Below are 15,529 nucleotides of genomic sequence, written 5' to 3' on the forward strand. Positions count from 1 at the left end.
AAGATGCCATCACTGTGCCTCAGCCAACGAAGAGACCCTTGATGCGGGTCAAGAAAGCTGCAGATTTTCATCTTCTGGGTTTTTCTTCAGCACTGGCAAGGCGAAAAACTGCCGCGCGCAATCAGTGCTGTGGCGTGCGAGATCTTCCTGCGTTTCGCCCCGGTGCAAGGCCACTTCGCGCAAGACTTCCGGCAGGTAAGCCGGTTCGTTGCGACCGTTTTTCGGCTTGGGGCGCAGGCTGCGTGGCAGCAGGTAGGGCGCATCGCTTTCCAGCATCAGCCGGCCGCGAGGGATGTTGCCCACCAGCGCGTGGAGGTGGGTGCCGCGTCGTTCGTCGCAGATCCAGCCGGTGATGCCGATATGCAGATCCAGGTCCAGGTAACTGAACAGCGCGGCGCGCTCGCCGGTAAAGCAGTGCACGACTGCCGCGGGCAGGCGGTCGCGGTAGTCGCGCAGAATCTCCAGCAGCCGCTGATTGGCGTCGCGCTCGTGGAGGAACACCGGTAATTGCAGTTCCACGGCCATGGCCAGGTGCGCCTCCAGGACCTTTTCCTGCTGGGGACGAGGCGAGAAATCGCGATTGTAATCCAGGCCGCATTCACCCACGGCGCGAACGCGATTTTCCTTGAGCAGGGCATGCAACTGTTTCTCGGTGTCGCCGGTCCAATCGCTGGCTGAATGCGGGTGGATACCCGCCGTGCAGAACAGGCGTTGCGCGCTTTCATCCAGCTCGTGACACAACTGCAGCGCGTGTTCGCTGCCCTCGACACTGGTGCCGGTTACCACCAGTTGCTCGACGCCTGCGGCATAGGCGCGGTCGAGTACCGCCTGTCGCTGCGAGGCGAAGCTTGCGTTGGTCAGATTGACGCCGATGTCGATGAGTTGCATGGTGCTACCTCCAGCTGAAGGCTGTCGAGCATACCAGAGCTCTGGCCACAACAAGAAAACGCTGGGTATTCAAGCGATTGAACCTGAAGGTTCAACGATTTCCTTCGCTGCTCGATGCTGCTGCGTGACCTCAAGATTTCCTTTTTCCTGTTTCTTTCCGGCATTGCCCTGGGGAAGTGAATGATCCGATCCGCGCTCGTGTCTTTGCTGTGTCTGTTACCGCTGCTGCCCTTGCAGGTTTCTGCTCGTCAGACCGGTCCCGAGGTCGTGCAGCACACTGTGCAGGTGCGCGATTTGCCGGCGATTCGCAGCAGCAAGGTGCTGCGTGTGCTGGTCAATCAAAGTCGTAACAGCTCCGGCGACGTCAAGGGTCAGGAAATCGGCGTCGAATACCATCGCCTGCAAGCCTTCGAACAGTACCTCAACAGTCATTCCCGTGCGGGGCAGAAGGTCACGATCAAGGTCATCCCCAAGGCCAAGAACCAGCTGCTCACCGCTTTGCAGCGCGGAGAAGGCGACATGATCGCGCCCGGCGAGCTGCTCGATGTCAGCGACGCCAAGGGCATTCAGGCCAGCGCACCGATCGTTCATGACGTGCCTCTGGTGCTGGTCGGCATTCGTGGTCAGCGCAGTGTGCGGCGTGTGGATCAGTTGTCCGGAAAGACACTGAGCCTGCCCACCGGCAGTGCTGCCGACGAAGCCTTGCATCAGGTCAATCGACAACTGGAGCTGCGCAAGCTGCCCCTGGCAAAAATCGAATGGGTCGACCCCAGTCTGGCCGTCGAGGATGTACTGGAAATGGTCCAGGCCGGGATTTACCCGATGACGCTGGTCGAGCAGCCGATTGCCGAGCGCTGGGCGAGGATCATGCCCAAACTGCGCATCGAACGCGGCCTGACCCTGCCCACCCACGGAGATATCAGCTGGTTCGTACGTGACAACGCCACCCAGCTGCGCGCCAGTGTCGATGATTTCCTCAAAGACTATAAGCCGTCGGCCCAGCAGGATCAGGTGTTCGCCCAGGCGTACAAGAACACCTACAAGGTCAACAACCCGTTGGTGCGCAATAATCTGCAGCGACTGGAGCAACTGCGTCCGATGCTACAGCGCCATGCCGATGCGCAGGGCATGGACTGGCTCGACCTGGCTGCCCTCGCGTTCAAGGAATCCAAACTCGACCCGACTGCCAAGGGCAGTGGCGGCGCGACAGGCCTGTTGCAGATCACTCCGTCGGCAGCGAAAAGCGTTGGCGTGCCGAGCATCCAGAGCGCTGACGACAACATCCGTGCCGGGTCGCGCTACATGGCGCTGATCCAGCGCAAGTATTTCTCCAGTAAACGGGTCAACGAACGCGAGCGCATGGCATTCGTGATGGCCGCCTATAACCTGGGACCTGAGCGCGTGCAGGGTATGCGCGAGGAAGCGCGGCGTCGCGGGCTGAATCCGAACCAGTGGTTCTTCCAGACCGAGCGTGTGGCGATGGAGCAGGGCGGTGCCAATGTCGTGGCGTTCGTGAACAGCGTGAACAAGTACTACCTGGCCTTTGATCGCGAGCGCGACTCGCTGGAAAAGAGCGGGCCTAAACCAGCGGTAAAACGCTAAAGATCGATTTATTCGATTTTTATACGCCGTTATTTGCGGTTTTTACATAAGTGAATTTGATTATCATGGCGCCACTCGCTGTTAATCACCCATCACTCACGGAAAGTCCTCCATGAACACATTGATCAAGTCGGTCCTCACCACTCGTGCCGGTTACGGCCTGACTGTCCTGCGCGTCATCGTCGGTATCGCGTTCATCGCGCACGGCAGCCAGAAACTGTTCGGCGCCTTCGGTGGTTATGGCCTCGAAGGCACTGCGCAGTACATGGAAAGCCTGGGCCTGACGCCGGGTTACCTGATGGCGCTGATGTCGGGCAGCGCCGAATTCTTTGGTGGCCTGGGCTTGCTGCTGGGGCTGCTGGCTCGTCCCGCTGCGGTCGTGGTGATCCTTCTGTTGCTAGTGGCGATCTTCACCGTGCACATCCACAACGGCTTCTTCATGGCCAACAACGGCTACGAGTACGCGCTGGCACTGCTTGGCGGTGCCGTAGCGGTACTCATCGAAGGTGCAGGCAAGTTGTCGCTGGACCGTATCATCGCCCGATAACCGGCTACGCTTGCTGTGCAATGCCCGCTCTTGTAGCGGGCCTTGTGCGTTTGCAGGCACCCGCCATGAATGGCAATTGACAATGAATGGGACGTTTCTCTAGGATGCGTGCTCAAGCGCCGATTTAACAACTACTTGCGGGGCGCCTGACGAGGCTGAAGTCTTGTCGAAATACCGCTAAAACGTTGGTTCGGTGTTGCCTCTCACCGCTGCCCAGCGGATCTTGCGAGGCAGAGAAACAACCATGAACAACCTGCGCCCCCTCATTCGTCTTTCCCCGATCAGCACGGTCTTGTCACGCAAGAATCCGAAGATCCTCCTCAGCGGCTCCCATCAGCCCACGCTGTTGCGCTATCTCGACGGCTGGCCGCGTCGGCGTGGCGGCTCCTGTGCGTTTCTGATCCAGTTCGTCGAGACCCATCAGTCGCTGAGCCATTTTGCCGACGATCAGTTCGACCTCGCCGTGGTGCAATCGCCGCAGGCTGAGGATGTAGGGCAGGTGATTCGTGACCTGACCCGCATTGCCCGGCAGGGCCTGATTACGCTGGGTTGAACGCCTGAGTCAGCCAATTGGCATAGAAGGCATATTGCTGGCCCCCGAGGTGTGAACGGACAGGCAAAATCGCCGCCTTATCAAAGGATTAGGTGGTTTTCGCATGCGTTTGGTCTATTGTGCTCTGGCGTGCCTGACGCTTTCCGGGCTGGCTTTTTCCGTTCAGGCCAGAAATGCGACGGAAAACGAGCGTTATCTGTGTCGTTGGGGTTCGACCATTGCGGGCGGTGCACAGGCCTCCAAGCTGTCAGGCGTTACCCGCTATGGCGCGCGGCAGAAACTGCAGGCGCGCAAGTTCGCCAAACAATGGATGCGGCCCATGGCATTGCGTATCACGGAGCAGACCTACGACAGCGAGTCGCGGCTGAAGCCTGATGCGGTGACCAAGGTCTATTACGACGGCTGCATCCAGCACGAGGTGGCGCGACGCTGAATCTTTATTGCCTGTCGAACTGATTTTCGCAGGGCTGGAGAAACTTCTTGAGTACAAAGATCATCACCCGCGACGGGCATGAAGCCCTGAAGAAAGAACTCGATTATCTGTGGCGAGAGCACCGGCCCGACATCACTCAAAAGGTTGCCTGGGCGGCATCGCTCGGGGATCGCAGCGAAAACGCGGATTATCAGTACAACAAGAAGCTGCTGCGCGAGATCGACCGACGCGTGCGCTACCTGCGCAAGCGTCTCGAAGACATGCGTGTGGTGCAGTATTCGCCGGAGCAGGAAGGGCGGGTGTTCTTCGGTGCCTGGGTCGAGATCGAGAACGAAGCGGGCGATCTAAAGAAATTCCGCATTGTCGGTTATGACGAGATCTATGGGCGCAACGACTACATCTCCATCGACTCGCCCATGGCGCGCGCCTTGCTGAAGAAGGAAGTGGGCGACGAGGTGCTGGTCAATACGCCTGAGGGCGAGAAGCTGTGGTTCGTGAATTCGATTGATTACGTGAAGTGAAGCCCCCGCGTACACGCCCCGTGGGAGCGAGCTTGCTCGCGAAGAGGCCGGTGCAGCAACCGAAATGGGGCGTCTGCACCATCGTCTTCGTGAGCAATACGGATCGCCGCCCCGGTCACTCCCCACAGGAAAGATGAGCGCCCAGCCGGACAACTCTTGTTCTTGACGCTCCGCGTCACAGACCAGTTATCAGCCTCAACCCTCGCGCAGCACGGTCAGCGGGCTGACGTTGAGTGCACGACGGGTGCCGAATACGCCTGCACCACCGACCAGCAGGGCGCCGATGACCGGGAGCAGCAGCAGCCACGGGTGCGGTTGCCATTCCAGTGAGAAGGCGTAGCGGTACAGTACGAAGCTCACCAGTTCACAACCCAGGGCCGCCAGTACGCCGCTGGCGGCCCCCAGCAACCCGAATTCGATGCGTCGTGACTTGATCAGCAGTGCTCGCTCTGCGCCCAGTGCGCGCAGCAGTGCGCCTTGCCGGATGCGTTCGTCCAGCGTGGCCTGCAATCCGGAAAACAGCACAGCGATACCGGCGGCCAGCACGAACAGCAGGACGAACTGCACGGCCAGGGTGACCTGATCGAGGATGCTGCGTACCTGTGCCAGCAGGGCTTCTACACCCAGAATGCTGATGGACGGGTAAGCGCGTGACAGCTCGACGATCTGCTTGTCCTGACCGGGTGGCAGGTAGAAGCTGGTCAGGTAGGTAGTCGGCAAGTCAGCGAGGGTGCCCGGCTGGAAAATCATGAAGAAGTTGGGCTGGAAGGTATCCCAGTTCACGTCTCTGAGGCTGGTGACCACGGCTTCGCGGGTCAGTCCGCCGACAATGAAGCTCAGGCGGTCGCCCAGTTTGATTTTCAGGCTGTCGGCCAGTTTGGCCTCGATCGAGACACCGGGCGTTGCGTCGCTTTGCCCGGCGGCAGGCAGCGACTTCCACCAACTGCCGGCAGTCAGGGTGTTGCCCTCGGGAAGTTCGGCGGCCCAGGTCAGGCTGAGGTCGCGACGCGTGGCATTTTCACCGCGCGAATCCTTGGTCACGAAGTTGCTGACCGGTTCACCGTTGATGCTGGTCAGGCGTCCTGGCACCACCGGGTAAAGGGGCGCCGCGTGAGTGGACAGCTTGCTCAGGGTCTGGGCGAAGTTTTCTTTATCGTCCGGCAGTACGTTGAGCACGAAATAGTTCGGTGCATCCTTGGGCAGCTGATTTTGCCAAGTGTCGAGCAGCTCACCGCGCAGCAGCGCGATCAAGCCCATCGACAGTAGGATCAGACCGAAAGCCAGTGACTGGCCGGCAGCGGCCAGCGGGTAACGCAGCAGTTGCCCCAGGCCCAGTCGCCAGGGCAGCGAGGCACCGGAGAGCAGACGGCGCAGGCTGTTGAGCGCCAGTAACAGCAGACTGCCGAGCAGCAGCGCAGCGACGATACCGCCACCCAGCAGGGCGAAGGTCAGCACCAGGTCCAGGCTCAGGCGCCACATGATCAGGCCCAGCGCGAGCAGCGCTGCGCCATACACAAGCCAGGAGCTGGCGGGGATTGGCAGCATGTCGCGGCGCAACACGCGCAGCGGCGGTACGCGACCCAGTGCAGCCAGCGGCGGCAGGGCGAAGCCGGCCAGCGCTACGAGCCCGGTGCCCATGCCGGCCAGCGCAGGCAACACACCGCCTGGCGGAACGGTCGCCGGAAGCAGATTCTGCAGCAGCGCGAACAGCCCGAGTTGTGCAAGCCAGCCCAGCAAGGCACCGCTCAGACTGGCCAGCAAGCCGATGATCGCCAGTTGCAGGCTGAACAAGGTCATCGCCTCACCGCGCGACAGTCCAAGGCAGCGCAGCAGGGCGCTGGCATCGAAGCGCCGTGCGGCGAATCGGGATGCCGACAGCGCCACGGCAACGCCCGCCAGCAAGACGGCGACCAGACTTGCCATATTCAGATAACGTTCGGCCTTGCCCAATGCGCCGCCAATCTGCTGGCTGCCATCGCGGGCGTCCTTGATTTCCTGATGCGGCTCAAGACCCGGTTCGATGGCTTTGCGGTAGGCTGCCAGTGCCTGCGGCGGGCCGCTCCACATTTCCCGATAGGTGACCCGGCTGCCCGGCTGCACAACACCGGTGGCAGCGAGGTCCTGCAGGTTTATCATCACCCGCGGCGTCAGGCTGTAGAAGTTGCCTGCCCGGTCTGGCTCATAAGTCAGTATGCGGGTCAGTTTCAAGGTTTTGGAGCCGACGTCGAGGTCGTCTCCGACCTTCAGGTCGACCGCAGGAAGCAGGCGTGCCTCGACCCAGGCTTCACCCGGTTGCGGACCGCTGCCAGCCTGTTCCGGCTGGTACAAGTCTGCGGCACTTTTCAGTTCGCCGCGCAATGGGTAAGCGTCGTCCACCGCCTTGATGCTCGACAGCTGGATACCCGCATCGGTCGCAATCACGCTGGAAAAGACCACGATCTGCGCATGCTTGAGTTGCAGGCGTTTGCCTTCTTCGACCTGCTCGGCACGCGCCGGGCTCGAGCCTTCAAGAATCAGATCGGCGCCCAGGAACTCGGTCGCCCGCAGCAGCATCGCGCCGTTCAGACGGGCGCCGAAATAACCGATGGCGGTGCTCGCCGCCACGGCGACCAGAAGGGCAAAGAACAACACCCGCAACTCTCCTGCGCGGGCATCGCGCATCAGTTGGCGGACAGCGAGGCTCAGCAGGCGGGCAAAAGGCAAACGTGCCATCAAGGCTCCAGCGGGGCGACCAGTCGGCCCCCTTCAAGACGGATAAGGCGACGGCAGCGATGCGCCAGACGCTCATCGTGAGTGACCAGCACTAGCGTGGTGTTGCGCTCCTTGTTCAGTTCGAAGAGCAGGTCGCTGATGCGTTCGCCGGTGTGACTGTCGAGGTTGCCGGTGGGTTCGTCGGCGAACAGCACGTCGGGGTCGGCAGCGAAGGCACGGGCAATGGCGACCCGTTGCTGTTCGCCACCGGACAACTGACGCGGCGTGTGGGTCAGGCGCTGGCCAAGGCCCACCCGCTCCAGCAGGTCGCGAGCCTTTTCGCGGGCGTCTTTGCGGCCTTCGAGCTCCATCGGCAGCATGACGTTTTCCAGCGCGTTCAGGCTGTCGAGCAACTGGAACGACTGAAACACGAACCCGACGTGCTCGGCCCGCACTCTGGCGCGCTGGTCTTCATCCAGTTCGCTGAGGTTGCGCCCCGAAAGGATGACCGAACCGGCGCTGGGCAGGTCCAGCCCGGCTAGCAAGCCGAGCAGGGTAGATTTGCCCGAACCGGAGGCGCCGACGATGGCCAGCGTGTCGCCCTTGTTTAGTTCCAGGGAGAGTTCGTGCAGGATGGTCAGGTCACCTTCGGTGCTGGGGACTACTTTGCTGAGGCTTTGGGCACTGAGAATACTTTCACTCATGGAGAATCCGATGCGTGCGTTGTTTTTAAGTGCTGGCCTGGGGTTACTGCTGCTGTCACAGGGCGCGTTGGCGGGCACGGTATTGATCGTTGGGGATAGTATCAGTGCGGCTTTCGGGCTGGATACCCGCGTGGGGTGGGTCAGCCTGCTGGAACAGCGTCTGAGCAAGGAGGGATTCGACGACAAGGTGGTCAATGCGTCGATCAGTGGCGACACCAGTGCAGGCGGCCAGGCGCGTCTGCCTGCGCTGCTTGCAGAGCATAAGCCGGAACTGGTTATTCTGGAGTTGGGCGGCAACGACGGCCTGCGCGGCCAGCAGCCCGCTCAATTGCAACAAAACCTTTCATCGATGATCGACCGCTCGCAGGCGGCGGGTGCCAAGGTGCTGTTGTTGGGCATGCGTATCCCGCCCAACTACGGGCCACGTTACACCAAGGCCTTTGAAGAGGTTTACAGCAACCTGGCGAAGGAGAAAAAGGTCCCCTTCGTGCCCTTCTTTCTGGAAGGTGTAGGCGGGGTGCCTGAACTGATGCAGGCTGATGGTCTGCATCCGGCGGCTACCGCTCAGGGCAAGTTGCTGGAAAATGTCTGGCCGAGCCTGAAACCGCTGCTTTGAGGCTTTCCCGGGCGGGGGCTTTCGGCTAATGTGGCGCCCCCGATCTGGAGCCCCCCATGCCGCGTCCCGCCTGGTCCCTGTATGCCTATCAAATGCTTGAACCCGATGAGCAGCTGGATCTGTTCGCCTGTCAGGAAGTGCGCGTCCATCTGATCGCTCGCCAGTTGGAGCTGGGCGGTTCGATCGACCGTACATTGTGTGGCACGTTGTTGCCGGCCCAGCCGCAAATGCGCGCCGTCGAACTGCAGGCCATGCGCGATGAGCGTCTGTGCCCCTTGTGCAAGGCCATCATGGACGCTCAGCGCAGGGGGATGAATCCGATCTGGCCTGAACTCTAGCTGTCATGACTGCCTGAATGCCGGCCGCAGATATCCCCGATCCGGCAAGTGCCGGTGTACACTCCAGTTCTTGTTTTCATCTCTATAGTCGTTACCCGAAGGATCTTCCCGGATGTTGTCGCGCATTCCAGCCGTTACCCGCTGTCTGTCGCTTGCTGCTCTGTGCGCGGCGAGCTCTGTCCATGCACTGGAGTTTCCGTTGCCGCCGCCCGGCGAAGACATCGTGGGGCAGGTGCAGGTCATCAAGGCCAAATACGAAGACACCTTCGCCGATCTGGGCACCCAATACGATCTGGGCTACCTGGAAATGATCGCTGCCAACCCTGGTGTCGATCCCTGGTTGCCGGGCGCCGGCAAGGACATCGTGCTGCCGACCCGTTTCATTCTGCCGCCGGGTCCGCGCGAAGGAATTGTCATCAACCTTGCCGAATACCGCATGTATTACTACCCCAAGGGGCAGAATGTCGTGCACACCTACCCACTGGGTGTCGGCCGTGAAGGCTGGGGTTCGCCGATCGGCGTAACCAAGGTGACGGCCAAGACGCCGAACCCGACCTGGACGCCGCCGGCCTCGATCAAGGCCGAGCATGCGGCCGATGGCGATCCGCTGCCGGACGTGGTGCCGGCTGGCCCCGATAACCCGCTGGGGCCGTTCAAGTTCGGTCTGGGGCTTTCCGGCTACCTGATCCACGGCTCGAACAAGAAGTTCGGTATCGGCATGCGCACCAGCCATGGCTGTTTCCGCATGTACAACAATAACGTGCTGGAACTGGCCGACATGGCCCCGGTCGGTACGACCGTGCGCATCATCAGCGAGCCTTACAAGTTCGGCATCAGCGGTGGCAAGGTCTACCTCGAAGCGCACACGCCGGTTGATGACCTGGGCAACCCGTCGGTGGTCGACAAGCACACTGCGGTGATCAATGCGTTGCTCAAGCGTGACGACCTGGCCAATAACCTGCGCATGAACTGGGACGTGGTACGTGATGTGGTCGCGGCCGAAGACGGCATGCCGGTGGAAATCGCAGAGCCGGGCAAAGCGCCTGCGAGTGCTGAAGAGCCGGTGATTTTTCAATAATCCAGCCTGCTCTTGTGCCAATGCTTTGCGTGGGCATGCAGTTCGTGACGCTCCGCGTCACACAGCGGTTATGCGATGTCAGGTAGATTGGGTTTCGACTCGGGTCACCTTTTCGCCCCTCGGCGAGTCACTTTGAAGGGGCCAAAGTGACCAAAGCCCCTGGCTCCGTTTCCGGCCCGACTTCGTCGGGTTCCTTCGCCCTGTCACTGATCCGGGGGGCGCCGCAACGGGCCATCCATGGCCCGGTGCGGCTAGCCTGGCGTCCTGCCAGGCTACCCCCGGATCAGTGCCAGGACTCAGCCGTCACTTACGTCGCACTCTGCGTTGTTCGTACCATCGTGATCGAAAAGCACGTAGGGCGGCCTCCTGCAGGCGCAGCATGACGTTGTGCTGCACTGAAGACTTGTGACGCGGAGCGTCACGAACGGCATGCCAACGCGGAGCGTCGGCACGATAATCATCCGCGTGACATCGCAGAACCGCCGTGTAACGCAGAGCGTCACGAACTGCATGCCAATGCTCCGCGTTGGCACAAATTAGTTATCTTCCTGATACAGCAGAACAGTCATTCAGGCTTTTGCAGACACTCACCCAGCCAGAAAACAGGCAAAAAAAAGCCGACCCGTTGCCGGGTCGGCTTTCAATAATCCCGGGGGATTATTACTTGCGGCTGGCTTTGTCCAACATGCGCAGAGCGCGCTCGTTGGCTTCGTCAGCAGTTTGCTGAGCTTTTTGAGCAGCAGCCATAGCTTCGTCAGCCTTGCGGTAGGCTTCGTCGGCACGTGCTTGCGAACGAGCTGCTGCGTCTTCGGTAGCTGTCAGACGAGCTTCGGTTTCTTTGGATACGCTGCTGCAACCGGTAGCCAGAACTGCGGCCAGAGCCAGAGCAGAGAATTTCAGAACGTTGTTCATCGTGTTCACCTTCAAGGAATTTTTTTTCAAATTAGTCATCTCTCGAAAATGAGAAAACGACCGGCGTACATAGTACCCATTGTTTGTAGTAAGTAAACGGACCCGGCGCAAGAAGCTGCTAAAATTCCTCGCTTTGAAAGCGTTCCGCGTTACTTCTCAAGCGTTCTGTACAAAAACTATCCACTTTAACTGGACCCACGCCTTGCTGAAGCGTTCAGAACAGTTTGCGTGAGCCCTTGCCTGATGGACTGTCGGTCGGCACACGAGCATTTCCAGGTGTTTTTACATCGCCTGTGCTTGAGCATAGTTGGCAATGGCGCCTACTATCTCAACGTGATGTTCGTCGAGATCGGCAGTGCTCTACCGGTGTCGAAAACAGACACTGGGTGGCGTAGATGTTCCTTCGCCTGAAAAAGACCGGTAAGGTAGGGGTCAAATTCCAAGACCCGCGAGGAGTAGCGATGAGCGAGGCGTTGTCCATCCACCATGACGAAGTCGGCCACCATTTCGAAATTATTATCGACGGCCACCGTGCCTACCTGACCTACATGGATCTCGGCAAGCAGACCCTGGATTTCTATCGGACTTTCGTGCCCGACGCCTTGCGGGGTCGCGGAATTGCCGCCGCCCTGACCAAGGAGGCGCTCGACTATGCCGACAGCATGGGCTATTCCGTCATACCGTCCTGCTCTTATGTCGAGCGCTACATGGAACTGCATGATCTGCAGTCGCAGGCCGCCAAGCTCTGACGCTTTTTAACTACCGACAGTCAGCATGAAAAACGCCGAGCATCTGCTCGGCGTTTTCGTTATTGCGGTGCAGTCGGTCAGGCAATCACTTGCGCTTGCGAGCCGGCAGCACATCCTTGAGTTTCGCGTGCATGCTGCGCAGAGTCTTTTCAGTGCTTTCCCAGTCGATGCAGGCATCGGTGATGGACACGCCGTACTGCAATTCCGACAGGTCCTTGGGAATCGCCTGGCAGCCCCAGTTCAAATGGCTCTCGACCATCAGGCCGATGATCGATTCGTTGCCTTCCAGGATCTGGTTGGCGACGTTCTCCATCACCAGCGGTTGCAGGGCCGGGTCCTTGTTGGAGTTGGCATGGCTGCAGTCGACCATGATGTTCGGGCGAATGCCGGACTTGTTCAGGGCCTGTTCGCAGAGCGCGACGCTGACCGAGTCATAGTTGGGCTTGCCGTTGCCGCCGCGCAGCACCACGTGGCCGTAGGCGTTGCCTTTGGTGGTCACGATCGACACGCCGCCTTCCTGGTTGATACCCAGGAAACGATGCGGGCTCGATACCGATTGCAAGGCGTTGATGGCAACCGTCAGGCCGCCGTCGGTGCCGTTCTTGAAACCGACTGCCGAGGAAAGGCCCGAGGCCATCTCGCGGTGAGTCTGAGATTCTGTGGTGCGCGCGCCGATGGCCGACCAACTGATCAGGTCCTGCAGATACTGCGGGGAGATCGGGTCCAGAGCTTCGGTGGCGGTGGGCAGACCCATCTCGGCCAGATCCAGCAGCAGCTGGCGACCGATGTGCAGGCCATCCTGGATCTTGAACGAGTCATCCAGGTACGGGTCGTTGATCAGACCTTTCCAGCCTACCGTGGTGCGTGGTTTCTCGAAGTAGACGCGCATCACCAGATACAGCGTATCAGACACTTCTGCCGCCAGCGCCTTGAGACGCTCGGCGTACTCCTTGGCTGCCTTCAGGTCGTGGATCGAGCACGGGCCGATCACAATGAACAGGCGGTGATCATGGCCATCGAGAATGTTGCGAATCACTTCGCGGCCCTGGCTGACGGTCTGCAGGGCAGCATCGGTCAGTGGGATGTCGCGCTTGAGCTGATCCGGAGTGATCAGAGTCTCGTTGGAGGCAACGTTGAGGTCGTCAATCGGTAAATCAGCCATCGTGTTACTCATCAGGTCGCGGGTACTGGCCGCCAACGGTCCCCCGTGCGGCGGTGCCCAGCAGGTTTGAGCGCAGCGGGGAGCCGAACCTTAGCGCGTTATCGCGTTGTTCGACAATAAGTAAACGAGCTATCGGCAGGTCGCTGGCCTGGATACGCTGCCTTATTGCAAGACAATCCGCTGCGACGGATAGTGTACGGCCGCAAATAGCGAGACAGTCAAGGGAGAGGTCATGAGTGTTGATTCCCGTCGTCCGCGCGTCGGCATCATCGGTACGGGTGCCATCGGTGGCTTTTACGGATTGATGCTGGCGCGTGCCGGATACGATGTGCACTTTCTGCTGCGCAGCGAGTTTGACACGGTGGCGCGCGAAGGTTTGCAGGTCAAAAGCGCTGTGCATGGCGAGCTGTCCCTCAAGCCCGTTCAGGCCTATCGTTCGGCGGCTGAAATGCCGCCTTGTGACTGGCTGCTGGTCGGCACCAAGAGCACCGGCAATGCCGCGCTCGGTCCGATCATTCGCCAGGCGGCTGCGCCGGACGCCAGCGTGCTGCTGTTGCAGAACGGTCTGGCTGTCGAAGACCAGCTGCGTAACGTCCTGCCCGACAGCCTGCACATACTCGGCGGGCTGTGTTTCGTCTGCGTCAATCGGGTTGCGCCCGGCGTCGTCGCCCATGAAGCCTTCGGCGCGGTCAGCATCGGTTATCACAGCGGGCCGGCGAACGACGAGGCGCGCCGCATGGCGATCGTCGAAGCCTGTGCAGCCCTGTTCAAGACGGCCGGCATCGACGCCCCGGTCATGGCTAATCTGCAGCAGGCCCGCTGGCAGAAGCTGGTCTGGAATGTGCCCTACAACGGGTTGTCGGCTTTGTTGCAGACCAGTACCGGCCGATTGATGGCCGACCCTGACAGCCAGGCCTTGATCCGGGCGCTGATGGAGGAGGTCGTGCAGGGCGCCGAGGCCTGTGGTCATACCTTGCCGCCGGGTTTCGCGCAGCATCTGTTTGCAGTGACCGAAAGCATGCCGGATTACAGGCCCAGCATGTACCACGACCTGGCCGAAAAACGCCCGCTGGAGCTGGAGGCCATTTATGCCCGACCCCTCGCAGCGGCGCTTGCCGCGGGGTTTGACATGCCTCGCGTACGGGCGCTTTATCAGGCACTGGCGTTCATCGATCGGGGTAATCGCCCGGCAAGCGAGGAGTAATTCATGACAGAAGCTGAAGACCACAAGCTGGTACTGGCGATTTCATCGCGCGCACTGTTCGATCTGCGCGACAGTCATGAGGTGTACATGGCCGATGGGGTCGAGGCCTACCGCAAGTATCAGATTGAACATGAGGATGAGATTCTTGCGCAGGGCGATGCTTTTCCGCTGGTTGAAAAACTGCTGAGCCTCAATGCCAGCCTGGAAAAGGCGCGCGTCGAAGTGGTGCTGGTGTCGCGCAACAGTGCCGATACCGGGCTGCGGGTCTTCAACTCGATTCAGCATTATGGCCTCGACATCAGCCGCGCCGCCTTTGCCGGCGGGCGCAGTCCTTACCCTTATCTCGCAGCGTTTGGCTGTCACCTGTTTCTTTCGACGCATGCCGAGGATGTGCGCAGCGCCCTGGATGCCGGTTTCGCGGCGGCGACCATACTTTCGGGCGGCGCACGGCGCGCAGCCAGCGCCGAGTTGCGGATCGCCTTCGATGGCGACGCGGTGTTGTTTTCCGACGAATCCGAGCGGGTGTACCAGAGCGGCGGACTGGCGGCCTTTCAGGCCAGCGAACGTGAATGGGCCCGCGAGCCATTGCGCGGCGGGCCCTTCAAGCCGTTTCTCGCCGCGCTCAATCAACTGCAGCGCGAGTTTCCCGACGCGAGTTGCCCGATTCGCACCGCGCTGGTCACGGCTCGCTCGGCGCCTGCCCATGAGCGCGTGATCCGTACCTTGCGCGAATGGGACATTCGCCTGGACGAGTCGCTGTTTCTCGGTGGTTTGCAAAAGTCGGCCTTCCTTGAGGCGTTTGCCGCCGATGTGTTTTTCGACGATCAACCCGGCCACTGCGAGAAAGCGCGTGACGTGGTGGCGACGGGGCACGTTCCGCACGGTATCAGCAACGAAATAGTGCCGCTTGCCGACGGAGGCTGAGAAGTCCGCCGTCGCAGCCGATGATGCGCTGCTACGCTGAGTCAATCTCCGCCATTCCGGTTGTATGGGAGGTTGCATGGTTCGTTCGATGCTGTATGCCGCAGACCTCGGTCTGTATGCGCCTTATGTAACGCAGCACGCGCTGGCGCTGGCTCGAACATTCAACGCCGAGCTGTATGTCATCCATGTTGTCGAGCCTCTGGGGCTGTTCGCCGAGTCGGTGCTGCAGAGTTACCTGGGCGATGAAGCGCTGAAAGAACTTCACGGTAAAGGTGTGAGTGCATTTTTGAGTGGGATAGAGCAACGAATGCTCGACGGGTTTCGTGAAGAACTGGGGGAAGGGCACTCGGACCTTTCTCTGATTCGTACCGTGCGTGTCGTTCAGGGCGAGCCAGCCAGCGTGATTCTCGAACAGGCGCACAAGCTGAACGTGGATTTGCTTGTGGTTGGCAGTCACAGTCGCGGGATGGAAGAGGGCGCCTCAATAGGCCGGACGGCTGCAAGGGTCCTGCAGTTTTCCGACGTGCCGGTGTACATGGTTCCGATGATGTTGAAAAAGGGGCGGGGGTAAGAGGGAAGGTTCAATTGGTGGTTTTAATGAAATCGA

General features: G+C 60.4%; 17 protein-coding genes. 12 read left to right on the plus strand and 5 right to left on the minus strand.

From position 1 onward, the window contains the following. Window positions 1-48: 48 nt before the first annotated feature. A complete protein-coding gene (locus tag BLR20_RS01245; protein ID WP_054993931.1) occupies window positions 49-888 on the minus strand; it encodes a TatD family hydrolase in 840 nt (279 codons plus the stop codon). Window positions 889-1,068: 180 nt separating this feature from the next. Here BLR20_RS01245 and BLR20_RS01250 point away from each other — a divergent pair, with 180 nt between their 5' ends. The 5 genes from BLR20_RS01250 (at window position 1,069) to greB (ending at window position 4,544) form a co-directional block, all read left to right on the plus strand. Continuing rightward, on the plus strand, window positions 1,069-2,490 hold the full coding sequence (locus BLR20_RS01250) for an MltF family protein (protein ID WP_054993930.1): 1,422 nt from the start codon (window positions 1,069-1,071) through the stop codon (window positions 2,488-2,490). 112 nt (window positions 2,491-2,602) lie between these two features. Next, on the plus strand, window positions 2,603-3,037 hold the full coding sequence (locus BLR20_RS01255; RefSeq protein ID WP_003316619.1) for a DoxX family protein: 435 nt from the start codon (window positions 2,603-2,605) through the stop codon (window positions 3,035-3,037). A gap of 244 nt (window positions 3,038-3,281) precedes the next feature. Beyond that, entirely contained in the window at window positions 3,282-3,590 is a 309-nt protein-coding gene (locus BLR20_RS01260; RefSeq protein ID WP_054993929.1) for a class I SAM-dependent methyltransferase, read from the plus strand. A gap of 103 nt (window positions 3,591-3,693) precedes the next feature. Then, on the plus strand, window positions 3,694-4,023 hold the full coding sequence (locus tag BLR20_RS01265) for a hypothetical protein (RefSeq protein WP_010440631.1): 330 nt from the start codon (window positions 3,694-3,696) through the stop codon (window positions 4,021-4,023). A gap of 47 nt (window positions 4,024-4,070) precedes the next feature. Next, window positions 4,071-4,544 (plus strand): transcription elongation factor GreB, encoded by a 474-nt coding sequence (gene greB, locus BLR20_RS01270; protein ID WP_010440634.1) that lies wholly within the window; start codon window positions 4,071-4,073, stop codon window positions 4,542-4,544. Window positions 4,545-4,739: 195 nt separating this feature from the next. On the opposite strand, the gene BLR20_RS01275 is transcribed toward greB, so the two are convergent. Then, on the minus strand, window positions 4,740-7,256 hold the full coding sequence (locus BLR20_RS01275) for an ABC transporter permease (protein WP_054993928.1): 2,517 nt from the start codon (window positions 7,254-7,256) through the stop codon (window positions 4,740-4,742). Beyond that, a complete protein-coding gene (locus tag BLR20_RS01280; RefSeq protein ID WP_003406778.1) occupies window positions 7,256-7,939 on the minus strand; it encodes an ABC transporter ATP-binding protein in 684 nt (227 codons plus the stop codon). Before BLR20_RS01280 ends, BLR20_RS01275 begins: the two co-directional genes overlap by 1 nt. 10 nt (window positions 7,940-7,949) lie before the next feature. Here BLR20_RS01280 and BLR20_RS01285 point away from each other — a divergent pair, with 10 nt between their 5' ends. The 3 genes from BLR20_RS01285 (at window position 7,950) to BLR20_RS01295 (ending at window position 9,971) form a co-directional block, all read left to right on the plus strand. Continuing rightward, on the plus strand, window positions 7,950-8,555 hold the full coding sequence (locus BLR20_RS01285; RefSeq protein ID WP_010440639.1) for an arylesterase: 606 nt from the start codon (window positions 7,950-7,952) through the stop codon (window positions 8,553-8,555). Between the two features lie 56 nt (window positions 8,556-8,611). Next, window positions 8,612-8,893 carry a hypothetical protein gene (locus BLR20_RS01290; protein ID WP_003315714.1) on the plus strand — a complete coding sequence of 94 codons (282 nt, stop codon included), beginning with the start codon at window positions 8,612-8,614 and terminating at the stop codon, window positions 8,891-8,893. Window positions 8,894-9,005: 112 nt separating this feature from the next. Continuing rightward, window positions 9,006-9,971 (plus strand): L,D-transpeptidase family protein, encoded by a 966-nt coding sequence (locus tag BLR20_RS01295; protein ID WP_044323451.1) that lies wholly within the window; start codon window positions 9,006-9,008, stop codon window positions 9,969-9,971. Window positions 9,972-10,631: 660 nt separating this feature from the next. Here BLR20_RS01295 and BLR20_RS01310 read toward each other — a convergent pair. Continuing rightward, window positions 10,632-10,883, minus strand: coding sequence for an Lpp/OprI family alanine-zipper lipoprotein (locus BLR20_RS01310; RefSeq protein ID WP_003347084.1), 252 nt, complete (start codon window positions 10,881-10,883; stop codon window positions 10,632-10,634). Between the two features lie 461 nt (window positions 10,884-11,344). Between BLR20_RS01310 and BLR20_RS01315 the strand changes: the two genes are divergently transcribed. Continuing rightward, window positions 11,345-11,632: a GNAT family N-acetyltransferase gene (locus BLR20_RS01315; RefSeq protein WP_003315710.1), complete on the plus strand. Its 288-nt coding sequence runs from the start codon at window positions 11,345-11,347 to the stop codon at window positions 11,630-11,632. 85 nt (window positions 11,633-11,717) lie between these two features. Here the strand turns inward: BLR20_RS01315 and BLR20_RS01320 are convergent, their stop codons facing one another. Beyond that, window positions 11,718-12,794 (minus strand): 3-deoxy-7-phosphoheptulonate synthase, encoded by a 1,077-nt coding sequence (locus BLR20_RS01320; RefSeq protein WP_003315709.1) that lies wholly within the window; start codon window positions 12,792-12,794, stop codon window positions 11,718-11,720. A 232-nt stretch (window positions 12,795-13,026) separates the two neighbouring features. Here BLR20_RS01320 and BLR20_RS01325 point away from each other — a divergent pair, with 232 nt between their 5' ends. From BLR20_RS01325 to BLR20_RS01335, 3 genes are all read left to right on the plus strand, one after another. Continuing rightward, window positions 13,027-13,998, plus strand: a complete 972-nt coding sequence (locus tag BLR20_RS01325; RefSeq protein ID WP_054993042.1) for a putative 2-dehydropantoate 2-reductase — start codon at window positions 13,027-13,029, stop codon at window positions 13,996-13,998. Window positions 13,999-14,001: 3 nt separating this feature from the next. After that, entirely contained in the window at window positions 14,002-14,922 is a 921-nt protein-coding gene (locus BLR20_RS01330; RefSeq protein ID WP_003406772.1) for a 5'-nucleotidase, read from the plus strand. 76 nt (window positions 14,923-14,998) lie between these two features. Further along, window positions 14,999-15,493, plus strand: a complete 495-nt coding sequence (locus BLR20_RS01335; protein WP_054993041.1) for a universal stress protein — start codon at window positions 14,999-15,001, stop codon at window positions 15,491-15,493. Window positions 15,494-15,529 lie beyond the last annotated feature (36 nt).

The sequence above is a fragment of the Pseudomonas congelans genome (assembly GCF_900103225.1).
Taxonomy (GTDB): Bacteria; Pseudomonadota; Gammaproteobacteria; order Pseudomonadales; family Pseudomonadaceae; genus Aquipseudomonas; species Aquipseudomonas congelans.